21 protein-coding genes are annotated in these 22,214 nt (G+C 63.5%); 8 read left to right on the forward strand and 13 right to left on the reverse strand.

Annotated elements, in window-relative coordinates; genetic code table 11:
* The first annotated feature begins 173 nt into the window (after positions 1-173).
* Both B0G73_RS20995 and B0G73_RS21000 read left to right on the forward strand, forming a co-directional pair.
* Positions 174-698 (forward strand): phasin family protein, encoded by a 525-nt coding sequence (locus B0G73_RS20995; protein WP_106283193.1) that lies wholly within the window; start codon positions 174-176, stop codon positions 696-698.
* Positions 699-1,184: 486 nt separating this feature from the next.
* Positions 1,185-1,472: a hypothetical protein gene (locus B0G73_RS21000; RefSeq protein ID WP_106283194.1), complete on the forward strand. Its 288-nt coding sequence runs from the start codon at positions 1,185-1,187 to the stop codon at positions 1,470-1,472.
* A gap of 79 nt (positions 1,473-1,551) precedes the next feature.
* Here B0G73_RS21000 and hmpA read toward each other — a convergent pair whose 3' ends face one another.
* On the reverse strand, positions 1,552-2,733 hold the full coding sequence (hmpA, locus tag B0G73_RS21005; protein ID WP_106283195.1) for an NO-inducible flavohemoprotein: 1,182 nt from the start codon (positions 2,731-2,733) through the stop codon (positions 1,552-1,554).
* Positions 2,734-2,845: 112 nt separating this feature from the next.
* Between hmpA and norR the strand changes: the two genes are divergently transcribed.
* Complete coding sequence (gene norR, locus B0G73_RS21010; RefSeq protein WP_106283245.1) at positions 2,846-4,441, forward strand: nitric oxide reductase transcriptional regulator NorR; 1,596 nt, start codon at positions 2,846-2,848, stop codon at positions 4,439-4,441.
* Positions 4,442-4,645: 204 nt separating this feature from the next.
* On the opposite strand, the gene B0G73_RS40580 is transcribed toward norR, so the two are convergent.
* From B0G73_RS40580 to B0G73_RS40585, 5 genes are all read right to left on the reverse strand, one after another.
* On the reverse strand, positions 4,646-4,789 hold the full coding sequence (locus B0G73_RS40580; RefSeq protein WP_166679001.1) for a hypothetical protein: 144 nt from the start codon (positions 4,787-4,789) through the stop codon (positions 4,646-4,648).
* A gap of 53 nt (positions 4,790-4,842) precedes the next feature.
* Positions 4,843-5,133: a hypothetical protein gene (locus B0G73_RS21015; protein ID WP_106283196.1), complete on the reverse strand. Its 291-nt coding sequence runs from the start codon at positions 5,131-5,133 to the stop codon at positions 4,843-4,845.
* A 204-nt stretch (positions 5,134-5,337) separates the two neighbouring features.
* The gene (locus tag B0G73_RS21020) at positions 5,338-6,990 is read right to left on the reverse strand and encodes a cyclic nucleotide-binding domain-containing thioredoxin-disulfide reductase (protein ID WP_106283197.1); all 1,653 of its coding nucleotides are present in this window, start codon (positions 6,988-6,990) and stop codon (positions 5,338-5,340) included.
* Between the two features lie 256 nt (positions 6,991-7,246).
* The gene (locus B0G73_RS21025) at positions 7,247-7,870 is read right to left on the reverse strand and encodes a hypothetical protein (RefSeq protein WP_258193397.1); all 624 of its coding nucleotides are present in this window, start codon (positions 7,868-7,870) and stop codon (positions 7,247-7,249) included.
* An 87-nt stretch (positions 7,871-7,957) separates the two neighbouring features.
* The gene (locus B0G73_RS40585; RefSeq protein WP_181196609.1) at positions 7,958-8,128 is read right to left on the reverse strand and encodes a hypothetical protein; all 171 of its coding nucleotides are present in this window, start codon (positions 8,126-8,128) and stop codon (positions 7,958-7,960) included.
* 239 nt (positions 8,129-8,367) lie between these two features.
* On the opposite strand from B0G73_RS40585, the gene B0G73_RS21030 reads away from it, so the two are divergent.
* Together B0G73_RS21030 and B0G73_RS21035 are read left to right on the forward strand one after the other, a co-directional pair.
* Positions 8,368-9,429 (forward strand): ABC transporter substrate-binding protein, encoded by a 1,062-nt coding sequence (locus B0G73_RS21030; protein WP_181196610.1) that lies wholly within the window; start codon positions 8,368-8,370, stop codon positions 9,427-9,429.
* Between the two features lie 120 nt (positions 9,430-9,549).
* On the forward strand, positions 9,550-11,229 hold the full coding sequence (locus B0G73_RS21035) for a GMC family oxidoreductase (protein WP_106283247.1): 1,680 nt from the start codon (positions 9,550-9,552) through the stop codon (positions 11,227-11,229).
* An 82-nt stretch (positions 11,230-11,311) separates the two neighbouring features.
* Here the strand turns inward: B0G73_RS21035 and B0G73_RS21040 are convergent, their stop codons facing one another.
* From B0G73_RS21040 to B0G73_RS21065, 6 genes are all read right to left on the reverse strand, one after another.
* Positions 11,312-12,739, reverse strand: a complete 1,428-nt coding sequence (locus B0G73_RS21040) for an aldehyde dehydrogenase family protein (RefSeq protein WP_106283199.1) — start codon at positions 12,737-12,739, stop codon at positions 11,312-11,314.
* A 25-nt stretch (positions 12,740-12,764) separates the two neighbouring features.
* Entirely contained in the window at positions 12,765-13,559 is a 795-nt protein-coding gene (locus B0G73_RS21045) for an ABC transporter permease (protein WP_106283200.1), read from the reverse strand.
* Entirely contained in the window at positions 13,556-14,464 is a 909-nt protein-coding gene (locus B0G73_RS21050) for an ABC transporter permease (protein WP_106283201.1), read from the reverse strand. Before B0G73_RS21050 ends, B0G73_RS21045 begins: the two co-directional genes overlap by 4 nt.
* Positions 14,461-15,798, reverse strand: coding sequence for an FAD-binding oxidoreductase (locus B0G73_RS21055; protein ID WP_106283202.1), 1,338 nt, complete (start codon positions 15,796-15,798; stop codon positions 14,461-14,463). Before B0G73_RS21055 ends, B0G73_RS21050 begins: the two co-directional genes overlap by 4 nt.
* 4 nt (positions 15,799-15,802) lie before the next feature.
* The gene (locus B0G73_RS21060) at positions 15,803-16,516 is read right to left on the reverse strand and encodes an HAD-IA family hydrolase (protein WP_106283203.1); all 714 of its coding nucleotides are present in this window, start codon (positions 16,514-16,516) and stop codon (positions 15,803-15,805) included.
* Positions 16,517-16,581: 65 nt separating this feature from the next.
* Complete coding sequence (locus B0G73_RS21065) at positions 16,582-17,661, reverse strand: ABC transporter ATP-binding protein (RefSeq protein WP_106283204.1); 1,080 nt, start codon at positions 17,659-17,661, stop codon at positions 16,582-16,584.
* Positions 17,662-17,762: 101 nt separating this feature from the next.
* Between B0G73_RS21065 and B0G73_RS21070 the strand changes: the two genes are divergently transcribed.
* Entirely contained in the window at positions 17,763-18,734 is a 972-nt protein-coding gene (locus B0G73_RS21070; RefSeq protein WP_106283205.1) for a LysR substrate-binding domain-containing protein, read from the forward strand.
* Positions 18,735-18,981: 247 nt separating this feature from the next.
* Positions 18,982-20,466, forward strand: a complete 1,485-nt coding sequence (locus B0G73_RS21075; RefSeq protein ID WP_106283206.1) for an esterase-like activity of phytase family protein — start codon at positions 18,982-18,984, stop codon at positions 20,464-20,466.
* A gap of 86 nt (positions 20,467-20,552) precedes the next feature.
* Here B0G73_RS21075 and B0G73_RS21080 read toward each other — a convergent pair whose 3' ends face one another.
* Positions 20,553-21,140 (reverse strand): TetR/AcrR family transcriptional regulator, encoded by a 588-nt coding sequence (locus B0G73_RS21080; protein ID WP_106283207.1) that lies wholly within the window; start codon positions 21,138-21,140, stop codon positions 20,553-20,555.
* 197 nt (positions 21,141-21,337) lie between these two features.
* Between B0G73_RS21080 and B0G73_RS21085 the strand changes: the two genes are divergently transcribed.
* Positions 21,338-22,114 carry an SDR family NAD(P)-dependent oxidoreductase gene (locus B0G73_RS21085; protein ID WP_106283208.1) on the forward strand — a complete coding sequence of 259 codons (777 nt, stop codon included), beginning with the start codon at positions 21,338-21,340 and terminating at the stop codon, positions 22,112-22,114.
* The last annotated feature ends 100 nt before the right edge of the window (positions 22,115-22,214 follow it).

The raw sequence follows: 22,214 nt of genomic DNA on the forward strand, positions 1-22,214 counted from the left end.
AAAGAGTACGCCAGGTGCAGATTTAACAAAGTTAGAATGTTTCATCTAATGCTGCATCGCAAAACGATTCGAGCGGCTTGGGGCAATTCGAGGGTCAACAATCTGCTTGCATCCCGCTGGTTTCGCATATCTCTTGTCTGAGCAATGTGAAGGTCTTAACGAAGGAGTCCAGAGTGTATTTTTCGACGCCAGAACAATTCATCTCCCTGCAAAGTGCCAATGTTGCCGTCGCCTTTTCGTTGGCGCAGCAAACATTCCAGTATTTTGAAGAGCTGGCTAAGTTGAACCTGCAGGCAGCCAGGGCCACGCTTGCGGAGAGCGAGCAGGCATGGCAGATGGCGATGTCGGGTAAGACGCCGGTCGAGCTGTTTGTTCATCAGGCCAGCAACGCCAAGCCCGTCGCTGAGAAAGTACTGTCTTATAGCAGTCACATGTTTGAAATCGCGAATGACGCACAAGCCGGGTTTCTGAAGATTGTCGAAGACCGGTTCGCACAATCCAACACGAAAATGCAGACGGCGTTCGACGACTTCGCGCGCAATGCGCCCGCAGGTTCCGAACTCGCGGTCACCGCGTTCAAGTCGGCGGTTTCCAGCGCGGGCGCTGCCTACGACGCGATGCGCAAAGCCACTGCGCAAGCCATTGCCATGGCGCAAGCCAGTCAGTTGACGGTGCCTGCTCAGGCACGGGCCAAATAAAGCCAGTCAGTCAACAGCAATGCTCACGCAGCCTGGCGCAAATGCGCCGGGGGCTGTTGTTTCGCTTTCCTCCAAGCAGACGGATCGGCCGATTCGGAAGCGAAACGGGTATCGCGTTGCTTGCCAACCCGTTCGAAGGGCGGTCCGAAGGCGCTTGATAAAGTAAGCCGGGAATGTAATGGGAAGTCACGCTTCTTATAGGAACGATCTTTCGCATATTGAAACGATAGTCACAACGCTAGAGAGATTGCTTTCAAAAGGTGATTCGATGGCCGGCACGTCGGTCGTCAATGAACCGAATTATTGGCGTCAACGTATCGAGACAATACTGAATCAGCGCGAAATATCGAGGGTCGAGCGCGAGCATGCCGACGCCTTGCTCAGGCGCTTGAGCGGAATCATCAAGATGCCTTAATAAGGTGGGAGAATCGGCAAACATCGAAAAGCCGCGAGCAACGCGGATCAGTCAATATAAAAGGACACGACATGACCAGTGAATCTTCTGAGAGCGGATTGCAGGTACTGACATCGCACACCCAGGGCCGTCATCGACTCGTGGTGCGCGCGGCACTTCACGGTATGCGCATTGCCGCAATCTGGCAGGTGCTATTTCCATTCTCCCGCAACGTCGAGACAGTCGCTGTCACGACGCTTCCGGGCAGCGGTTTTGAAGAGGTCACGATTGCGCTGGCTCAAGCGCAACGCGAGTTGGTGGACGCCATGATCGCGCGCTTCAAGAGCATGTCCTGGGTGACGAGCGCAACGCTTTGCTAAAGGCGTGATTTCAACGCGCCCGGTCGTTGCATGCAAATAGCCGGCTCCGGCTATTTGCACGTCAAGCGCAACCCGCGCTTTATTCGAGAGCGGAAGCCGGACCAAAGAACTCATACCGGCTCTGCGACTCCGGCACGCCGATCGCCTTCAAATGCTTCTTGATGGCCCTCATGAACGCGATCGGTCCGAGGAAATAGACGTCGACGTCACGCGTCCTGGGCAGCCACGCGTCGAGATGCTTTTCGTCCAGATAGCCGATGCCGTGCGCGTCGGCATCTTCCGCGCGGCGCTGCTCATAGCAATAAAAACGCTTCAACTTCGGATGGCGCGCGGCCAGCTGGTCGATCACGTCGCGGAACGCATGCACGCCGCCGTGACGCGCCGAGTGAATGAAGTGCACGGGGCGATCGGTCTTCAGCGCGGCTTGCAGCATTGCGAGCGTGGGCGTGATGCCCACGCCGCCGCTGATCAGCACCAGCGGCTTGTCGCTGTCTTCGAGCTTGAAATCCCCAGCCGGCGCGAACAGTTCCACGGTATCGTTTTCATTGACGTGCGTGTGCAGATGGTTCGACACCTTGCCATTCGGTTCGCGCTTCACGCTGATCCGGTATTCCTCGCCGTTCGACATGGCCGAGAGCGAATAATTACGCCGCACTTCCTCGCCGTCGATCACGAGCCGCAGGCCGATATATTGCCCCGGATGAAACGCGAGCAGCTTGCCGTTGTCGTCGGGACGCAGATAGAACGACGTGATCTCGTCGCTTTCCCGCACTTTACGGGCGACACGAAAGAGCCGCGTGCCGCGCCAGCCGCCCGGCGCCGCTTCGCGCTCGGCGTACATTTTCTCTTCGAGGCCGCTCAGCAGATCGGCGAGTTGCTGATAAGCGGCGGCCCATGCTTCGATGACCGCGTCGGTGGCGATCTCCGCGCCGAGCACTTCGCGGATAGATCTGAGCAGGCACTGTCCAACGATCGGATAATGCTCCGGCAGGATATTCAGCGCGACGTGCTTGTTGATGATCTGCGAGACCAGCCCGCCCAGTTGTTCGAGTTGATCGATGTGACGTGCGTACATCAGCACGCCGTTGGCCAGCGCGCGCTGCTGCGCGCCGCTCGCCTGATTGGCGAGATTGAACATGGGACGCACTTCGGGATGTTCGCTGATCAGCATGTCGTAGAAGTGCGTGGTCAGCGCCTCGCCCCCGCTTTCGAGAAGAGGAACGGTGGCTTTGACGATGGCGCGGTGTTCGGCGGAAAGCATGGGAAGTCCTGGTAGTTGGTGGATATCCAGTCGTGCTTCGACTGATGTGCTGATGTATCCATGTTCCGTGCCAGGTATAAAATATAATCAAATCAACGATCTGAATTTAATGATGGTCAATTCGACCTTAGTCGAAAAGACTCCTGACGGAGTCAATTTGACTGCGAAAGCACTGCTGGACGTCCTGACACCGCTGATCCTCGATCTCTCGCGCGAGCTGTCCGACCGCGAACGCTACCGCCGTCTGCTGAGCAGCCTGCGCGCGCTGTTTCCCGGCGACGCGGCCGCGCTATTGCGTCTGGAGGGCGACACGCTGGTGCCGCTCGCCATCGACGGATTGAGCAGCGATACGCTCGGACGCCGCTTTCGTGTAAGCGACCACCCGCGCTTCGAGCAGCTGTTGTCGCGGCCGGAGCCGACCCGCTTCGCCGCCGACTCCGATCTGCCGGATCCCTACGACGGCCTCGTGCAAGGCGTGGCCGGGCATCTCGAAGTGCATGACTGCCTCGGCTGTCCGCTGTTCGTGCGCGGCAGGCCGTGGGGTTTGCTCACGCTCGACGCGCTCGACCCGGCGCGCTTCGACAGTATCGACATGGCGTCGCTGCGGGCGTTTCTGGGCCTGGCCGCCGCTACCGTGAGCGTCGTCGAGCGAATCGACACCCTTGCGCGCAGCAGCGAGGAAGAGCGGGCGCGTGCTGAAGCCTACCGGCAGGCGAGCAGCCAGAGCCGGCGCGAGATGGTCGGCAGCAGCGACGCGCACACGCATCTGATGAAGGAAATCGAGGTGGTCGCCGGTAGCGATCTCACTGTGCTGATCACCGGCGAGACCGGCGTCGGCAAGGAACTCGTGGCCAACGCGATCCACGCGCTCTCGGCGCGGGCGAACAAGCCGCTGATCAGCCTGAACTGCGCCGCGCTGCCGGATACGCTCGTCGAGAGCGAACTGTTTGGGCATGTGCGGGGCGCGTTCTCGGGCGCGTCGTCGGACCGGCGCGGCAAGTTCGAACTGGCCGACGGCGGCACGATTTTTCTCGACGAAGTGGGTGAGCTGCCGCTACTTGTGCAAGCCAAGCTGTTGCGGGTTTTGCAGAACGGCCAGTTGCAGCGCATCGGCTCGGACCAAGAGCACAAGGTCGACGTGCGGTTGATCGCCGCGACGAATCGCGATCTGGCTGAAGAGGTTCGCGCCGGGCGGTTCCGCGCGGACTTCTACCATCGGCTCAGCGTCTATCCGTTACGCGTGCCGCCGTTGCGCGAGCGCGGCCGCGACGTGTTGCTGCTGGCGGGGTTTTTTCTCGAAGAGAATCGCTCGCGGCTCGGTCTTTTGAGTCTGCGTCTGGCGACGGACGCGCAAGCCATGCTGCTGCGTTATCCATGGCCGGGGAACGTGCGTGAGTTGGAGCACCTGATCGGCCGAAGCGCGCTCAAGGCGCTGGCGGCGAATCGCGAGCGTCGCCGGATTCTGACGTTGACGGCCGCCGACTTTGCGCTGGCGGCCGCACCGGACGAAGACAGGGTCCAGAAAACGCAGGCTGAAACAACTGAGACCGGATCGAAGGATTTTCGTAGCGCGGTCACCGAGTTCGAGCGGAACACCGTTGTCGACGCGTTGGCCCGTCACGATCAGAATTGGGCGGCGGTCGCGCGCGAGCTTGGTCTTGACCGAGCGAATCTGAACCGGTTGGCTAAACGGCTCGGCCTTAAATGAAGACGATCTCCATGGGATAAAAGGCAGCGCAGATGAAGCCGGCAGCACTGCACCGCTCGGATTCATGCTGCGGCGGCTGCCCGGTCGTTGCGACCTATGGTGATGATGGGCTGCCGCGCCGCTTTTGCCGTACGACTATTCCGATGAGAACGTTCGAAGGATTCGCAGGTGTTCTCACGTGCGAATCGGAATCAGTGCTTTAAGTCACTCCGCGATCGAAAAGCGCGCGGGGCGCTTTTGCGGTGCCTGGGTTGGACGCTCCACGCGCGAGGTGGCGCCGCGAATAAAGAGGATTGCGCAGAAGGCCACCATGGCCCAGATGCAGAAAATTACCGTCAGAGCGCTCATGTCAATTTTCAGAGGGTGAGACTGCGATGGGTGCTGTTCGGCCGACGGGCCGGTCAATGGGTCGTATGCGGGCCGCTGCCGTCGAACAGAAGCTCGTCGATCAGGCGCGTGGCCAGTTGCAGTTGCTGTTCGAGCGAGGCGCGCGTCGCCTCCGCGCCTGCCGCGTCGCCGCGCGCAACGGCGTCGTAGGTCTGCGTCGCGAGGCACAGCACGCTCTCCGATGCGAGGTGCAGCCCGCGCATTGTTGCGGCGTCGGCGCCCGGCACCGGACTGGTCCATTCAGGCGTCGAAGCAGCCGGCAGGCCGATTTCGAACTCGTTATCTTTATCGTGGCGGGTAGACATCATGGGCTCCTTGCGCAATGGGTACGCCAAGTGTGCGCTGGCGGGGCAGGTTCCAATCGGCCGAACAGAAGCCTGTTTTTTAGTCAATCTGCGATGATCGGAAAACCGACGTATTCCGCTGAAGAATAGGCGTTGTCGGCGCCGCCGTCCAGCGGCCGGCGCGCTTTCGCGTGCGGGCCGAATAGCCGCGCGGCGCGACCGCCGCTAGCGGGCGTCCTGCTGCAGATATTTGTGGGCGAACGCGATTGCCATGCTGCCCTCGCCGACCGCGGAAGCAACGCGTTTGACCGGGCTCAGGCGCACGTCGCCGCAGGCAAACACACCGGGCACGCTCGACTCGAGCAGGTAGGGATCCCGGTTATGAGACCAGCGTCCGGCCTTGACGACGTCGTCGCCGGTGAGCACGTAGCCACGCGCATCGCGGGCGATTTCTTCGGGTAACCAGCCGGTCTGTGCGTCGGCGCCGATGAACACGAACAATGCCCCGCAATCTTGCCGGCGCGCTTCCCCGCTCGACGCATCGCGCACGTCGATCGCCGTCAGATGGGTATCGCCGTACGCGCCCACGACTTCCGCCCGCAGTCGCACCGCCACGTTCGACTTGCCGCGCAGCTGCTCGATCAGATAGCGCGACATGCTCTTTTCGAGCGAATCGCCGCGCAGAACGAGCGTCACCATGCGTGCATGATTCGCAAAGTACAGCGCGGCCTGGCCGGCCGAATTGCCGCCGCCGATCAGATACACGTCGAGACCATGCGTCGCGTTCGCTTCGCTGCGTGACGCGCCGTAGTAAATACCCTTACCGATAAACCGGTCGAAGCCTTCGATCGACAAACGCCGCCACGTGACACCCGTCGCAAGAATGATGGTGCGCGTCCGGATGATGTCGCCGCCGTCGAGGTGAACGCTACGCGCCTGCACATCGATCCGATCGACTGACCGAGTCACCAGAATCTCCGCGCCGAGCCGCCTTGCCTGCTGCAGTGCGCGGCTCGCGAGTTCGTCCCCGGAGACGCCGTTAGGAAAGCCCAGATAGTTCTCGATACGCGAAGAGGTGCCGGCCTGGCCGCCGGGCGCTTCGCGCTCCAGCACGATGGTACGCAAGCCTTCCGATGCGCCGTACACCGCCGCGGCAAGACCGGCCGGGCCGCCGCCGATGATCATCGTGTCGTATTCGGCGAGGCGGGGCTGCGTTTGCAGACCGAGCAGTCCGGCAAGCTCGCGGGTCTCGGGCCGGTTTAGCACCGTGCCGTCGACCAGTCGCAGCGACGGACACTCTTCTTCCGCCGGACAGGTTCCGGGCCAACGCCTGGGCAGTTCGGGCGCGTCCGGCGTCATCCAGTCGTAGCTGATCTGGTTGCGCGCGAGGAAATGCCGCAGCGCCGTACAGGCATCGTCCCAGCGGCTGCCGACCATGGTGACGCGCGCCTTGGGCGGTTCAGCGGAAAGCCCCTGCAAGCCGCCGATGCGTTCGCGCGCGAGCGCGCCCATCTTGAGCGCCACAGCGGGCGATGCGGCCGCCAGTTCGTAATAACGTTGAGCGTCCACACGCATGACGCGGGACGGCTCCGCCGCACGGTACGCGCCGGGAAACGGCGAACTTAGCGCAAGCGGCACTTCGCCGAAGATCGTGCCGGGTAAACGCCAGCCTAGCGTGCGCTCGATTCCGTCGAACGTCTTGATGACTTCCATTTTGCCGGTGAGCACGACGTACAGTGCGCGTTCGCCGCCTTCATGAACCGCGAACTCGCCGGCGGACAGATGGAGGTCCGCGGACGTGTGCGCGAGATGGTCGAGTTCGTCGTCGGAGAGGGTGGCGAAGAGCGGGACTGACCGGATGTCGTCGGTTGTCAGCATGGCTGGGTCCAGACAGGCAGGTTGAGGAGGGGCGGTCTGCGGGAGTCCGAACCAGTATAGGACGTTCGCCCGGCGACTTCATGCTTCGAGTCTGCGACGAAGCGCACGCGGCATCGCGCCCAAACCTTCGGCGATTGGGCCGATTGCAGCGAGTCGGGGTGTTCGAAATGCACGCGACAGCCATGCTGCCGTGTAGTTGGGAAGGCTGCCTGTCGATCGAAGGCAGGCGGTTATTCAATTAGTTCGGACTGCAGTATTACTGCGTGCCGCCTGGAGCCGGTGCCTGAGAAGCTGGACCGACTCGTGCGGATTGTCTTACCAGTTCCTGCGTCATCGCGGCGGCGACGGGGTTCGACCCGCGGTGGTCCTGGCTGACCGGTGCGGCCTGCGTCGGCGGTGGCATCGGCAGCGACGGATCAGGTTTGGACGATTCCCTCACGAGCTGTTCCGTCATGGCCGCCGCGACGGCATTCGAACCATGCCGGGTCAGATCGCTGCGCGCGCGTGCAATCGGCTGCACGGTGTTCGCCTTCGCAGCGACAGACTCGCGCGCTTCCGCCGATGCAGGCGCGCGCCCCGGCGGTTTGTGTCGCGATGCCTGTGGCTGCGCGCCGTTGAGGACCGGCTCCGTTTTGGGCGACAACGGTGCGCCCGCGATCTCGCCCGTGCTGTTCGCGGACGGCGAAGTGGCAACCACGTTGCCCGCGGTCACATGCGTGCCGTCCACGCGCGGACTAACCGGCGCCGTGACGACGGAACTGGCCGTCACCGCGTCCGGCGCCACTTCGGAGCGATTGCTTTTAGGGAGAAGCTGGTAAGCGATGAAGCCCACGTCCACCAGAACCAGCGCGACTACTAACGCCTTGCCTGTATTCGTCATATCCAACACCGAACCATTCGAGTGAGGTGATCGAATCATGATAATCGACCGCCAAAAAACATTTGGCGCGGCGTTTTGCAATGCGATTTATGCGGTTTTCTCCGCACGTTTTGACACCGTTCTGACACCGCTCGACGGTCGGTCCATCACTATCAGCTGCCCGCCGCCTCTGCGCGTTTCGTTGAGAAGTCCCAGCGCCTTGTCGAGTGAGCCTCGCGCCTTGAGCAGCGTAAACGCCTGTCTGTTGATCAGCGCCATGATTCACAGTCCTTGCGTCTGGTCTCGAGCGCCGATAACCTGGCATCAGCATGCGGCGCGTGTCTCGCGCGTACGCAAACGGGTGTTTTCACGGCATTGGGGTTTAGCCGGGTTATAACGTGACGTCATGGGCACTCAAACAATTCCGGCGTTGTCGCGAATAAATAGACTCACTATATTGGGCTCAACGATGCATGACATCGACGATATGTTCGCTCAACCGTTTCGAGGACCCCGTCGTGATCAAGAAGCCCATGTTGCGCCCGCTTGCCGCTGTTCTGATCCTCGGCGTCGCGAATCTCGCGCCCGCGTGTTTGACGCCCGCGTTTGCCGCCGCCGGCAAGATCACCTTTGTCTCGCAAGGCGGGACCTATCAGGAAGCGCAGACCAAGGCGATTCTCGACCCGGCTGCGAAGCTGCTTAACATCACGGTGAACCAGGACAGCATTCCGGACGCGTGGCCGCAGATCAAAGCCCAGGCCGCGACCGGCAAGCCGATCTGGGACGTGGTCGACACACCGACCTCCAACTGCCTGCGCGGCGGCAAGGAAGGTCTGCTGGAAAAGCTCGACTTCTCGAAGATTCCGAATGGGGCGGCCATGCCGGAGAAATACCGCACGCCGTACTCGGTCGCGTACGAGTTTTATTCGACGGTGATCGGCTACAACAAGAAGTCGTTGAAAAAAGTGCCGCAGAGCTGGGCCGATTTCTGGAACGTGAAGGCATTCCCCGGCACGCGCGCATTGCGCAACGATCCGCAGACCGTGCTCGAAGCCGCGCTGCTCGCCGACGGTGTGCCGCGTGACAAGCTCTATCCGCTCGATGTCGATCGGGCATTTAAAAAGCTGCAGCAGATCAAGCCGGACGTGACCGTCTGGTGGACCTCGGGCGGCCAGTCGGCGCAGTTGTTGCACGACGGCGAAGTGGATATGACGATGATCTGGAACGGCCGTGCAAGTGCGGTGCGCAAGGACAATCCCGATGTCGACTTCACCTTCAACGACGGCATTCTGCAGAACACCCAACTCTGTGTGCTGAAAAACGCGCCGAACCTGCCCGAGGCGATCAAGTTCGTCAATGCAGCGGTCTCGCCGGAATTGCAGGCCAACTTGCCGCTTTATATCGACTACGGTCCGGGCAATCCGGCGGCATTCAAGACCGGCAAGATCGACGCGAAGCGCGCGAGCGAGTTGCCGAGTTCGCCGGAGAATGCGTCCAAGCAGGCATTGATGTCGGAGGAATGGTGGGCGTCGGACGCCGGCATCCAGGCGAAGGCGCGCTGGCTCAAGTTCATGCAGTAAGCGCCATCATCTTGCGCGCGCCAGTCGAGGCCGTTGAGTGCCAACGCGCCGAACTGCGCGCGCAACGCTGAGCGCTTATCGCGCGTCCCGCACGGCTCATCGTCTGCGCATTCATCGATCGTGATCGACTATCTGATTCTCGGCGGCGGCTCAGCAGGCTGCGTGCTCGCCGCGCGCCTGTCGGAAGATGCCGGCAAGACCGCCTGCCTCGTCGAGGCCGGCCGCAATATCTCGCGAACGGATATGCCCGAGGCAGTGCGCAGCCGCTATCCCGGCCGCGCCTATCTCGACACCGCGAACATCTGGCAGCGACTGCAGGCATGCATGAGCACCCCGGCCGCGCCGCGCCGTTACGAACAGGCGCGCCTGCTCGGCGGCGGTTCGGCGATCAATGCGCTGATGGCGAATCGCGGCGCGCCGGCCGACTACGACGAATGGCACGCGCTCGGCGCGCACGGCTGGAACTGGAGCGCCTGCCTGCCGTACTTCCGCAAGCTCGAAACCGATTGCGACTTCGACGGCGCGTTGCACGGCAAGAGCGGGCCGGTTCGCATCCAGCGCACGCCGTGGGCGCGTATCTCGCCATTCGTGCGCGCGGTGCTCGCCACGCTCGACGCACGCGGCTACCCGCGGCGTGACGACCAGAACGGCGAGTGGCAGGACGGCACGTTCATTGGATCGATCGCGGTGAGCGCAGCGGGCGAACGCATCCCGACCTCGGTCTGCTATCTCGACGACACCGTGCGCGCTCGACCGAATCTCACGATCCGCACGCACACGCTCGTCGAACGCGTGCTGTTTGACGGCAAGCTCGTGATCGGCGCGCGCGTGATCGGCCAGGACGGGCGCGCCGAAACGTTGCGCGCCAAACATGTGATCATCTGTTCGGGCGCGATTCACAGCCCGGCGCTGCTGATGCGAAGCGGCATCGGCCCGGCGGCCGAACTTGCCGCACTCGGTATCGAGGTGGTGGCGGGTCGAGGCGGTGTCGGCGGCAATCTGATGGAGCATCCGTCGATTGCCGTGTCGGCGTTTCTGCCGCGCGCCTCCCGCACGTTATATCCGAACGAGCATCACGAGCAGGCGATTGTGCGCTTCTCGTCGGGGGTGAGCGGGGCAGTGCCCGGCGACATGCACGGTGCGATCCTCTCGCGCTCGGGTTGGCATTCGGTCGGCCACCGGCTCGGCACGATCTTCTTCTGGGTGAACAAGTCGTACTCGCGCGGCCGCGTGAGTCTCGCGTCGGCTGATCCGAAAGACGAACCCATCGTCGACTTCAACATGCTCGCCGACGCGCGCGATCTCGAGCGGCTGAAGCTCGCGCTGCGTTTCGGCGCCCGCACGCTCGCTGATCCGATGATGGCGCAGCATCGCGCGACGCTGCTGCCTTCGAGCTATTCGCCGCGTGTCGCGAGCGTGGCCGTGCCAGGCGCGTGGAATGCATTGCAACGCGGGATGCTGAGCCTGCTGCTGGACATTGCCGGACCGTTGCGCGCGTGGCTGGTGCGCAGCGTGGTCACGCAAGGCGTGACGCTAAACGATTTGCTCGCCGACGATCATGCGTTGACGCGCTTCGTGACGCGTTCCGTGGGCGGCACCTGGCATCCGTCCGGAACCTGCCGCATGGGCGCCGCCGACGATCCGCTCGCTGTCTGCGACGCGCGCGGCGCGGTGTATGGCGTCAGCGGCCTCTATGTGTGCGACGCGTCGTTGATGCCGTCCATACCCTGCGCGAACACGAATGTGCCGACCATCATGATCGCGGAGCGGATTGCGGACATGTTGCGCGGGCGTATGTGAATGCAATGACGGGCCGCCGCGTTGCAGCGCAGCGGCCCGTCAAGTATCAAGCGATGAATGGTCCAATCGGCGCCCAGCGTGCTCAGTCGCCGAATCCAACAATACCCTTCACTTCAAGAAACGCCTCAAGTCCCCATTCGGCGTATTCGCGTCCATTGCCGGACTGCTTGTATCCGCCGAACGGCGAGCCCGCATCCCAGGACGGATAGTTCAGATACACGCTGCCCGCACGAAGCCTGAACGCCACGCGCCGCGCGCGCTCCAGATCGGCGGATTGAACATAAGCCGCGAGGCCGAAGGGACTGTCGTTCGCGATCGCAATCGCTTCTTCCTCGTCGCGGTACGGCATGATCGCGAGCACCGGGCCGAAGATCTCTTCGCGCGCGATCGTCATGGAAGGGCGCACATCCGCGAAGACCGTCGGTTGCACGTAATAGCCGCGTTCCAGACCCGGCGGACGCCCGAGGCCACCGGCCACGACTTGCGCGCCTTCGTCGATGCCGGCCGCAATCAGCCGCTCCACACGCTCGAATTGCACGCTGCTGACCACCGGACCCATGGTCGTGCGCTCGTGATCGGCGGGGCCGACGCGTTGCGCCTGCGCCGCGCGCCGCGCGATCTCCACTGCTTCGTCATGGCGCGCCGCGGGCACGAGCATGCGCGTCGGCGCATTGCACGACTGGCCGCTGTTGTTGAAGCACGAGTTGACGCCGGCCGTCACAGCCGCTTCGAAATCGACGTCGTCGAGCAGAATGTTCGCGGACTTGCCGCCCAGTTCCTGATGCACGCGCTTCACAGTCGGCGCCGCGAGCTTCGCGATCTCGACGCCCGCGCGTGTCGAACCGGTGAACGACACCATATCAACATCGGGATGCGCCGCGAGCGCCGCGCCGACAGTCGGCCCGTCGCCGTTGATGAGATTGAACACGCCCGGCGGCACGCCTGCCGCGTCGAGTATCTCCGCGAACAGCAACGCATTGAGAGGCGTGACTTCGCTGGGCTTGAGCACCATCGTGCATCCGGCCGCAATGGCGGGCGCGGCCTTGCAGACGATCTGATTGATCGGCCAGTTCCATGGCGTGATCAGCGCGACCACGCCGACCGGTTCGTGATTGACGAGCGTCGTGCCCTTCCTGCGCTGCCACGCGAACGTCTCGCATGTGCGAATCAGTTCCTCGAGATGCCGCCGCCCGATGCCCGCTTGCCACGCACGCGCCATCGCGCGCGGTGCGCCGAGTTCGCGCGAGATCGTGTCGCCCATTTCGTCCTGACGTTCGAGAAATACTTCGAGAATGCGGCGGATCAATGCGAGGCGTTCGGCTGGCGTGGTCTGCGAGAACGACACGAACGCGCGCTTCGCGGCGGCTACCGCGCGATCCACGTCAGCGGGCGTGCCCATTGCCACTTCGGCGATGGCTTGCTCGGTGCAGGGATCGACGACGGCACGGCGTGCGTCGGTGGACGGCTCGACCCACGCGCCATCGATATAAAACTTCAGTGCGTTGACCATGTAGTCACGTTTCTTCAGAGAGAGGTTAGGCGCGCGCCGCGTTGGAGCGGCGGCTCACCACGACGATCATCACGAGGCACAGCGTCAGCACGGTCAGCATCGTGCTGATCGCGGCGATGGTCGGATCGATCTCGTCGCGCAGCGTCACGAACATGCGGCGCGTGAGCGTCTGGTTCGAACCGCCCGACACGAAGAGCGCGACCACCGTTTCGTCGAGCGCCTGAATGAACACGAACACTGCGCCGGAAATGACGCTTGCCTTGATCTGCGGCAGCGTCACCGTCATGAAACTGCGAAAGCGATTCATGCCGAGACTGCGCGCGACCATCTCCTGCGTGCGGTCGAAAGTGCGCAGATCGGCGCCGACCGAAATCAGCACATACGGCAGCCCGAGCATCGTATCGGCGAGAATCAGGCCGCCGAGCGTATTGACGTAGCCGGCCTGAGAGTACACGAAGAATACGCCGACCGCGACGATGATGATCGGCACCATCAACGGCAGCATCAGCAGCGTGCGCAGATAGCGCATGATCCAGTGCGTGCCGTTCTGGATCGCGTAGGCGGCGGCCACGCCGAGCGGGGTGGCGATCAGCGCGGCGCAAATCGAAGCACTCAGTGTGGTGCGCGCCGCGTCGATCCATGCGGGGTTGTGGAAGAACGAGTGATACCAGCGCAGCGAGTAGGCGGGCGGCGGGAAGGTCATGAAGCGCGTGTCGGAGAACGACAGCGGCACCACGATCAGCACCGGCACCATCAGAAACAGCAGAATCAGCACGACGCTCGCGCCGAGGACGATCCGTCCGAACGGGAGTTTGCTCATTTCGCGCCCAGGGTCTTTTCGAGTGGCACCACACGGCTCGCGGCGTAGAAAATCGCGAACACGCAGATCAGCAGCACGACGCTCACGGCACTCGCCGCGCCCCAACTGTTGTAGATCTCGACGTTGCGGCTCACCACCATCGACACCATGATCGACTTGCCGCCGCCCATCAGTTCAGGCGTGATGTAGAAGCCGAGGCACAACACGAACACGAGCGTGACGCCGGCGAACACGCCGCTCAGCGAGAGCGGCAGGAACACGCGCAGAAATACGTGCAACGGTGAGCCGCCCAGGCTCGCGCCCGCTTGCGAAAGATTCGACGGGATTTTCTGCATTGCCGAATAAAGCGGCAGCACCATGAACGGCAGCAGGATATGCACCATCGCGATAACCGTGCCGAACTGGTTGTACGCGAGCTGCACTGGCCGGTCGACGAGTCCCGAGGCGATCAGCGCCTTGTTCACCAGCCCCGTGCGCTGCAACAGCACGAGCCACGCATAGGTGCGCACGAGTACGCTGGTCCAGAACGGCAGAATCACCATGCCGAGCACGAGCGCGCTCAGCTTCGGCGGCAACGAGGCGGCGAAATACGCCACCGGATAGCCGAGCAGCAGCGTGATGACGGTCACGATAATGCTCAGCTTGAACGTCAGCAGAAACGTATCGAGGTAAGCGCCGGTCAACATGCGCCGGTAGTTTTCGAGCGTGAAGCCGTCGTGATAGATGGACTGCCACGACAGCCACGCGAGCGGCACGACCAGCAGCACCACGATCACGAGGAGCGCCGGGGTCATCAGGAGAAGCATCGTGCGATCCTCGCGGCGCTGATAGCGCGCGGCGGGATCGGACTCGGTGGCCTGCATCAAGGCGGTTCCCTGGAGCATCCGTTTGGCGGTTGTCATCATGCACCTACGGCGTCGAGAAACTGATACCACGCCGCGACGAGTCTCACACCCGGCGCGCGCAGCGAATGGAAGGGCACCGGCCGCAGACCGGGCGCGCCGAGCAGCGAAAGCTCGGGCGTTTCGCCAAGCGCGAGCGCGGCGGCATGCTGACCCAGCAGGCTCGCCATCGCGACGCCTGCTCCGTTATACCCCAGACAAAAGGTCGTGGCGTCGTCGCTGCGTCCCACATGCGGCAGCGAATTGAACGTCATGCCGACATAACCCGACCAGCGATATTCCACGCGCAGGTCTGCGAGATCGGGGAAGAGCGCGACCATGGCACGCTGCAGCGCGTCGAAGCCGGTGGTTTGCCCTTCCTTGCCGAACGCGTCGCGTCCGCCGAACAGCATGCGGCCGTCCACTTTGCGGAACCATTTCATCATGCGCCGCGTTTCGGTGTAGCTGCGGCGCTCGACCATCAGGCGCGCGTCGAGGTCGGCGGGAAGGCGCTCGGTGGCGATCATCGCGCTGCGAAACGGTACGAGTTCGCGCTGATACGGTGCGGTGGCCTCGGTGAGATCCGAATACGCATTGGTCGCGACGATGACCTGCTTCGCGCGCACCGTGCCGCCGGGCGTGCGCAGCATCACGCGCGGTTCGCCGGGCGCGCGTTGCATCTGCTGCACCGGCGTCGATTCGTAGATCGGCACGCCGCGCAGCGTGAGGCCGCTCGCGAGTCCGCGCACGTATTCGAGCGGCAGAATGGTGCCGGCGTCCGCGCTCAGCACGCCGCCGACAAAGCCCTTGGAACCCGTCTCGCGTTCGATGTCGGCACGCGATTGCGCGGTCATGGAGGTATCGCCGAGATTCGTGCGAACCCAGTCCGCCTCGGCGCGGATCGCGGTGAGCGCGGTGTCCGTGTGCGCGCAGCGCAGGCTGCCCGTGTGTTCGAAGCGGGCACCCGCCAACTGGAATTCATCCACCAGCGTCTCGACGACCCGCACACCGTCATGTGCGAGACGATGCATGCGCTTCGCGGTATCGAGGCCGTGCAACTTGTCGATGGTGGGAAACGACAGGCGGAACTTCGACGACACCACGCCGCCATTGCGCCCGCTCGCGCCCCAGCCCACCGGATTCGCATCGAGCACCACGCAGTCGACGCCGCGCTTTTGCAGCGCATACGCCGCGGCAAGCCCCGAGTAGCCCGCACCGATCACGGCGACCTCGACGTCGAGATCGCGGGCGAGCGGTACGCCGGTGCTGACCGCCGCAGCGGCGCCAGGCGATGCCGTCAGGAGCGCGCGCCAGAGCGAATCAGGCGCGGGCGTGGGAGGTGTCATCGGCGCGAGCATCGGCTCAGGCGGCGAGGCGTGCTTCGGCTTCGACAGCGTCCGCGAGCGCGCCGAGCGTCGCGAACTTGAAGGTCGGCGTGGTCACCGCTTCCGGCACGGGCGTGGCGCCGAAGCCCTTCACGTTCTGACGGCGTTCGATCCAGCAGGTCGCATAGCCGAGTTTCGTGGCGATGCCGATGTCGTGATACTGGCTCTGCGCGGTGTGCAGGATTTCGCCGAATTTGTAGCCGAACGCCGCTTGACGGCCGCGGTTGTATGCGAAGAATTGCGGGTCGGGCTTGGCCACGCCGGTTTCATCGCAGCAGACGGTGTCGTCGAACGGATCGCCGAGCGTGTGCGCGTAGGCCGAGAGTGCCACGCGGTCCGCGTTGGTCATCGCGACCAGGCGGAAGTGCTTGCGCAGACGCTTGAGCGCCGCGACCGAATCCGCGAACGCCGGCCATTCGAGCACGTCGCGCTGGAAGGCGGCGGCCGATTGCGCGTCGTCGGGCAGACCGAGTTCTTTCGCGAGCGACAGATAGACATTCGCCATTTCGTGGCTCGAACGGCCCGGATATGTCGCGCGGCCGCGCATGTACGGCTCGAAGATCTGGTCGTCGGTCAGGTCCTTCGCTTTTGGGCCGCCAATGCGCCGAACTGAAGCGAGCACGCCGCGCTCGAAGTCGATGAGTGTGCCGACGACGTCGAACGTCAGGACCTTGAAATCGGTGAGCTTCATGAAATCATCCTTTTGCAATGTGCGGTGAATCGGAGAGGGAGTGCCCCATGCGTGGGCGGAAAAAATCAGGCGGGCACGACGATCGTGTCCTGTGGGTCGAGCGTGACGCTCATCTGTGCGCCCGGCTCGGGAATGCGGCGGCGCGCGTCGTGGCCGCCGGGTTGTCTGAGGCTGATGGCGGTGCCGTCGGCGAGCGCGGCGAACACGCGCAGACTCTCGCCCTGATACAGCACCTCGGTGACGCGGCACGATAGACGGTTCACATTGCCGTTCTGCACGCCGCCGCCGTCGATCACGAGTTTTTCGGTCTGCACCGCGAGCAGCAGTTTGTTGCCACGTGGCAGCGGATGCGCGGTGCGCAGAATGGTATCGCCGAGACGCACGGCGTCGTCGCCGGCGCGCGTCACATCGAGCAGCGTCGCCTCGCCGATGAAGCTCGCCACGAAGGCGTCGCACGGCCGGTCGTAGAGCCGTTCAGGAGTGTCGATCTGCACCAGCCGGCCGTTTTTCAACACGGCCACGCGGTCGCTCATGGTGAGCGCTTCGCGCTGGTCATGCGTCACATAGACGATCGTTGCGCCGAGCTTGCGATGCAGCCGCCGCAGTTCGATCTGCATGGTTTCGCGCAACTGCTTGTCGAGCGCGGAGAGCGGCTCGTCCATCAGGATCAGTTGCGGCTCGAACACCATCGCGCGGGCGAGCGCCACGCGCTGCCGCTGACCGCCGGAAAGCTGACCGATGCCGCGGCTTTCGTAGCCGGAGAGTTCGACCATCGCCAGCGCGTCGGCGACTTTCTTCGCCCACGTGCCTTTCGGCTGACGGCGCGCGCGCAATGGAAACGCGACGTTCTCGCCGACGCTCATATGCGGAAACAGCGCGTAGTTCTGAAACACGATGCCGATGTCGCGTTTATGCGGCGGCGCAAATGTAATGTCGCGTTCGCCGACCCAGACCGCGCCCGAACTCGGCTGCACGAAGCCGCCGAGAATGCCGAGCAGGGTGGTCTTGCCCGAGCCTGAAGGGCCGAGCAGCGAGACGAATTCGCCGGGGGCGATGTCGAGTGAAACGTCGTCGAGGGCCACCACCTGGCCATAACGTTTCGCTGCCGATCGGATCGAAACACCTGTTTTCGCTCGTGCGTCCATTGCGTCATGTCTCGCTGTAGAAGCCTGCGTTAGGGAAAATATAGGCTTCGCCTTTTTTGGCGGCAATTCCCAAATTGTTGGAGAAGGCATAACATCAGATCATGCCTAATCTCCGCAAAAAACTGCCGAGCGCCAATGCGCTGTTCGTGTTCGAAGCCGCCGCGCGCTGCGGCAACTTCACGCGCGCGGCGCAGGAGTTATATGTGAGCCAGCCTGCGGTGAGCCGCATGCTCGCGCGCATGGAGGACCATCTCGGCGTGCGGCTGTTCGAGCGCGTGCGCGGCGGCATCGAGTTGACCGAGAACGGCAAGATTCTTTATCGGAAGATCTCCGAGGGCTTCAATGGCATTGAAGGCGCGATCCGCGAGATCGAGGCGCGCGCCACCGGCGTGGAGTCGGTCACGCTGTCGGTGTCCACGGCCTTCACCACGCACTGGCTGATGCCGCGCATGAACCGGCTGAATCAGGCGTTCCCCCATGTCGACTTGCGGTTCCAGTTGATCTCGGGGCGCATCGGCGGCCCGCTCGTCGACGTGGATCTCGGCATGCGCTTTCGGCGCGAGGACGAAATCGGCGAGAACAGCGTGCTGGTCATGCCGGAGACGCTGCTGCCGGTGTGCAACCGGCGCTATGACGAGATTGCGGCCACCGAGGCGGGGCGCGCGCACGGCGACACGGTGATCGTCATGGACGACGGCGAGCGCGGCTGGCATGAGCGCTTTGAAGCGTTCGCGGCACACGGACGGCACGCCGCGAGCATGTTGAGTTTCAACGACTACGCGATCGTCGTGCAGGCCGCGTTGCTCGGCCAGGGCGTGGCGCTCGGCTGGTTGAACGTGGTGTCGCACTGGCTGCTGGAAGGCGCGCTTCAGCCGGCCGAACAGGAACTGATCGTCACCAACCGGCGCTGCTGTCTGGTGTGGCCGGAGAGCCGCCCGCTGCGGCCCGCCGCGGCGGACGTGCGCGACTGGATCATCGAGGAAACGCGCGCGGACGTGCGCGCGGTGGATCGGGCGTATCCGAAGTTGGGTTTGCGCCGTTCGCTGGCCGACGCGGGATTGGTGATCGGGTAAGGGCGCGGGCACCCATCGACCCTTCCGGCGCAGTGCAATGCTGCCGCCGTCGTCTCAAGGCTGGTTCCAGGCGTCATTATTCGGTCACGAACCTCACGCAGTATTACCGGCGGCCTTCAATCGGCCGACGGGCCGCGGGCCGGCCCGCCTTCAACGTCTTTCGCACATCCACTCGGACAAAAGCGCCCATGCACGACGCCGCGCGCCCGATCCGTCGACAAACCAGCCTTCCAATCAAGGAGACACCGTGTCCCGTTCAAGAATCTTTGCTCTGACGGCGATCGCTTCGTCGCTTTTCTTCGCAACGGCCGCGCATGCCGGCATCGATCTCATCGCGGTCGGCCAGCTCAGCGGCCTCGCCAGCGACTTATCGAAGGAAACCGCGGCGCCGCTGGAGAACGGTGTGGCGGGCAATCTGCTCGGCGGTCTCGGTTCAGGCATCGCTTACGCGGGATGCCATACGTTCGTCGCCGTACCGGACCGCGGTCCGAATGCGGTCTCGTACAACCCGGCGATCGACGACACCGCTTCGTATATCAACCGTTTTCAGACTTTGCGTCTGCGCCTGAAACCGGGCGCGAGCGGTGCGTCGCTTCCGTACACGATGACGCCGACCCTGCTCGCCACGACGCTGCTTCACACCGACGACAGGCTGGTGTACGGCACAGGCGCTGCCGCGGGCGTGCCCAACGGCGCACCCGCGCTCAACCGCCGCAATCACACCAATTACTTCACCGGCCGCTCGGACAACTTCGATCCGACCCGCCTGTCGACGAACGACCGCGACGCGCGCTTCGATCCCGAAAGCGTGCGCGTGAGCAACGACGGCGACAGCGTCTTCATCTCGGACGAGTACGGCCCTTACGTGTATCGTTTCGATCGCCGCAGCGGCCGCCGGATCGACACGTACAAGCTGCCGGACACGTTCGCGGTTGCCACACTGAGCCCGATCGGCAACGACGAAATCTCGGAGAACACCTCGGGCCGTGTCGCCAACAAGGGCATGGAAGGTCTCGCGATCTCGCCGGACGGCAAGACGCTGTTCGGCGCGATGCAAAGCCCGCTGATCCAGGATGGCGGTACGAAAGGCGCGTACACGCGCATCGTCAGGATCGACGTGCGCACCGGCAAGACGACCCAGTTCGCGTATCCGCTGACGAACATCGGCACGGCAGCCAAGCCCAAATATCCGACCATCAGCGACGTGGTGGCCGTCAACGATCACGAAATGCTGATGGATGAGCGGGACGGCCAGGGCCTGGGCGATAACTCGACGGCCGTATTCAAGAAGGTGTTCCATATCGACCTGAACGGCGCTCAGGACGTGAGCAACGCAAGCGGCGAGGCCGGCCTCGCGCCGTATGCGGTGCAAAAGACGCTGTTTGTGGACCTGGTTGCCGCGCTCACCGCCCACGGCTACAACGCGAACGATATTCCGGCGAAGCTGGAAGGTCTGGCATTCGGTCCCGATGTCGTGGTGGGCGGTGCGAAGAAGCACACGCTGTTCGTTGCCAACGACAACGACTTCATAGGCACGGTTACCGATACCAACCACCCGGCCGGTATCGCGAACCCGAATCAGTTTTTCGCCTTCGCGTGGGACCCGAGCGACTTGCCCGGTTATGTTGCGCAAAAATTGCCCGGTGTGGATGACGATCATCACGACGACCACCGCCGCGACCACGGCGAGTCGGACCGCATGTGCGGCTTCGATCGCGACGACGATCATTGAAGCGCTGACGCGCGCCTTGTAGTTTCCGACACGCATTGAGGCGACAGAAGGGCGGCGCTGGCCTGTGCCGGCGCCGCTCCATCAAGCTAGGCTTCGGCGCCTTGCGCCACGATCAGATCCAGCGAGCCCGCCAGAATTGATCTGGCTGTTTCAGGGTCGTCGACGGCACGCGCCAGCGTCACCGCGCCGACGATGGTCGCGACAATGCCGAGCGCCAGGCTTTCGCTATCGCCGGCCAGCGTCTGCGCGATGCGCGCCGCCAGCTTGTGCACGTATTGCGTCAAACTCTCGCGAACCGCCGGCGCCGCGTGCCGCGCTTCGCCGGCAAGCGAGCACAACGCGCAACCGTTGCCCGGATCCTTGATGTGTTTCTCGCTGAGAAACATTTCGGCGATCACGCGCAACGGTTCTTTTTTCGCCGAGCCGTTCGCGTTCGCGGCCGCCACGGTCGCGGTGATCCGTTTCTCGCTCAGCGCGACGGCATACTCCAGCGCCTCGACGATCAAGGCGTCACGCGACTCGAAGTGACCGTAAAACGCGCCATGCGTGAGACCGGCGCGCCGCATGCAGTCCGCCACGCCGAGCGCCTCGATGCCATCTTCCCGAATCTGCCGCGCCGCTGTTTCCAGCACACGCTGCCGGCTTTCTGCTTTTTGCGCCTGCGAGTAGCCCATTTCCATCACCCCTCTTGACAATCTGCATGATGAGCATAATACTGAAAATGTGCATGATGATCAACATGCAGAATGTTGGATGAGGGCATCTTTCGCGGATGTCCGCACGCGGCGGCGTTTGTTGGCCGCTTAACCGTTACAGGCGTCGCACGGCCGTGACTATCGGCGCGTTCGCGGCGCAATCAAGGAGAGAGCTGATGCGTTTCTCAGGAAAAACAGCGTTGATTACCGGTGGGAATAGCGGCATTGGTTTCGTCACGGCGAAGCTGCTGATTGCCGAAGGCGCAAAGGTGGTGGTCACCGGCCGCGACGGTGCGAAGCTGGATCAGGCCGTGTCCGAACTCGGCGACAATGCGCTGGGCGTGCGGGCCAATCTGGATAACGAAGCGGACATCGACGCGTTGTTCGAACAGATCAAGAGCAAATTCGGCTCGCTGGACATCGTGTTCGCGAATGCCGGCATCTCGGGTCCGACGCCGCTCGGCGGCACGACGGCCGCGGCGTTCGAGGCCATTCTCCGCACGAATCTGACGGCGGTCTTTCTGACGGTGCAAGCCGCATTGCCATTGATGAGCGCGGGTGGCGCAGTCGTGCTGAACGGCTCGGTCATGCGTGAACTCGGCTCGCCTGGCTCGTCGGCGTACTCGGCCACCAAGGCCGGCATCACGGGTATGGCGAAGGTCTTCGCGTCGGAACTGGTGCAGCGTGGTATTCGCGTGAATACAGTGATCCCGGGCGGCACGCGCACGCCGATCTGGACGCGTGGCGCGCGCGAGGGCGCCACGCTCGACGGCACCGAACAGGCGCTCGCGCCGCGTGTTCCGATGGCGCGCCTCGCCGCTCCGGAAGAAGTCGCGGCGGCCGTGTTGTTCCTGGCTTCCGGCGACGCGTCGGGAATGACCGGCGCGGAAATCGTCGTGGACGGCGGCACGATTGGAGCGCCGTGGGGCGCGCCGATTTTCCGTCAGGCGTAAGCGGCGTTCAAGGCAGGCAGCTGCGTCGCTCGACATACAGGCGGCGCGGCTAGCAAGCTCAATACGCCTCGCTCGCCAGATTCATCGGCGTATCGTTGAC

It is taken from the genome of Paraburkholderia sp. BL25I1N1 (assembly GCF_003002025.1).
Taxonomy (GTDB): Bacteria; Pseudomonadota; Gammaproteobacteria; order Burkholderiales; family Burkholderiaceae; genus Paraburkholderia.

What these genes read in the sequence shown, in the direction of transcription:
- B0G73_RS21065 (WP_106283204.1), bottom strand. Translation starts at nt 17,661, where the DNA reads ATGGACGCACGAGCGAAAACAGGTGTTTCGATCCGATCGGCAGCGAAA.
- B0G73_RS21025 (WP_258193397.1), bottom strand. Translation starts at nt 7,870, where the DNA reads ATGACGAATACAGGCAAGGCGTTAGTAGTCGCGCTGGTTCTGGTGGAC.
- B0G73_RS21000 (WP_106283194.1), top strand. Translation starts at nt 1,185, where the DNA reads ATGACCAGTGAATCTTCTGAGAGCGGATTGCAGGTACTGACATCGCAC.
- norR (WP_106283245.1), top strand. Translation starts at nt 2,846, where the DNA reads ATGGTCAATTCGACCTTAGTCGAAAAGACTCCTGACGGAGTCAATTTG.
- B0G73_RS21080 (WP_106283207.1), bottom strand. Translation starts at nt 21,140, where the DNA reads ATGGGCTACTCGCAGGCGCAAAAAGCAGAAAGCCGGCAGCGTGTGCTG.
- B0G73_RS40580 (WP_166679001.1), bottom strand. Translation starts at nt 4,789, where the DNA reads ATGAGCGCTCTGACGGTAATTTTCTGCATCTGGGCCATGGTGGCCTTC.
- B0G73_RS21050 (WP_106283201.1), bottom strand. Translation starts at nt 14,464, where the DNA reads ATGATGACAACCGCCAAACGGATGCTCCAGGGAACCGCCTTGATGCAG.
- hmpA (WP_106283195.1), bottom strand. Translation starts at nt 2,733, where the DNA reads ATGCTTTCCGCCGAACACCGCGCCATCGTCAAAGCCACCGTTCCTCTT.
- B0G73_RS21015 (WP_106283196.1), bottom strand. Translation starts at nt 5,133, where the DNA reads ATGTCTACCCGCCACGATAAAGATAACGAGTTCGAAATCGGCCTGCCG.
- B0G73_RS21020 (WP_106283197.1), bottom strand. Translation starts at nt 6,990, where the DNA reads ATGCTGACAACCGACGACATCCGGTCAGTCCCGCTCTTCGCCACCCTC.
- B0G73_RS21055 (WP_106283202.1), bottom strand. Translation starts at nt 15,798, where the DNA reads ATGCTCGCGCCGATGACACCTCCCACGCCCGCGCCTGATTCGCTCTGG.
- B0G73_RS21040 (WP_106283199.1), bottom strand. Translation starts at nt 12,739, where the DNA reads ATGGTCAACGCACTGAAGTTTTATATCGATGGCGCGTGGGTCGAGCCG.
- B0G73_RS21060 (WP_106283203.1), bottom strand. Translation starts at nt 16,516, where the DNA reads ATGAAGCTCACCGATTTCAAGGTCCTGACGTTCGACGTCGTCGGCACA.
- B0G73_RS21070 (WP_106283205.1), top strand. Translation starts at nt 17,763, where the DNA reads ATGCCTAATCTCCGCAAAAAACTGCCGAGCGCCAATGCGCTGTTCGTG.
- B0G73_RS21045 (WP_106283200.1), bottom strand. Translation starts at nt 13,559, where the DNA reads ATGAGCAAACTCCCGTTCGGACGGATCGTCCTCGGCGCGAGCGTCGTG.
- B0G73_RS40585 (WP_181196609.1), bottom strand. Translation starts at nt 8,128, where the DNA reads ATGGCGCTGATCAACAGACAGGCGTTTACGCTGCTCAAGGCGCGAGGC.
- B0G73_RS21085 (WP_106283208.1), top strand. Translation starts at nt 21,338, where the DNA reads ATGCGTTTCTCAGGAAAAACAGCGTTGATTACCGGTGGGAATAGCGGC.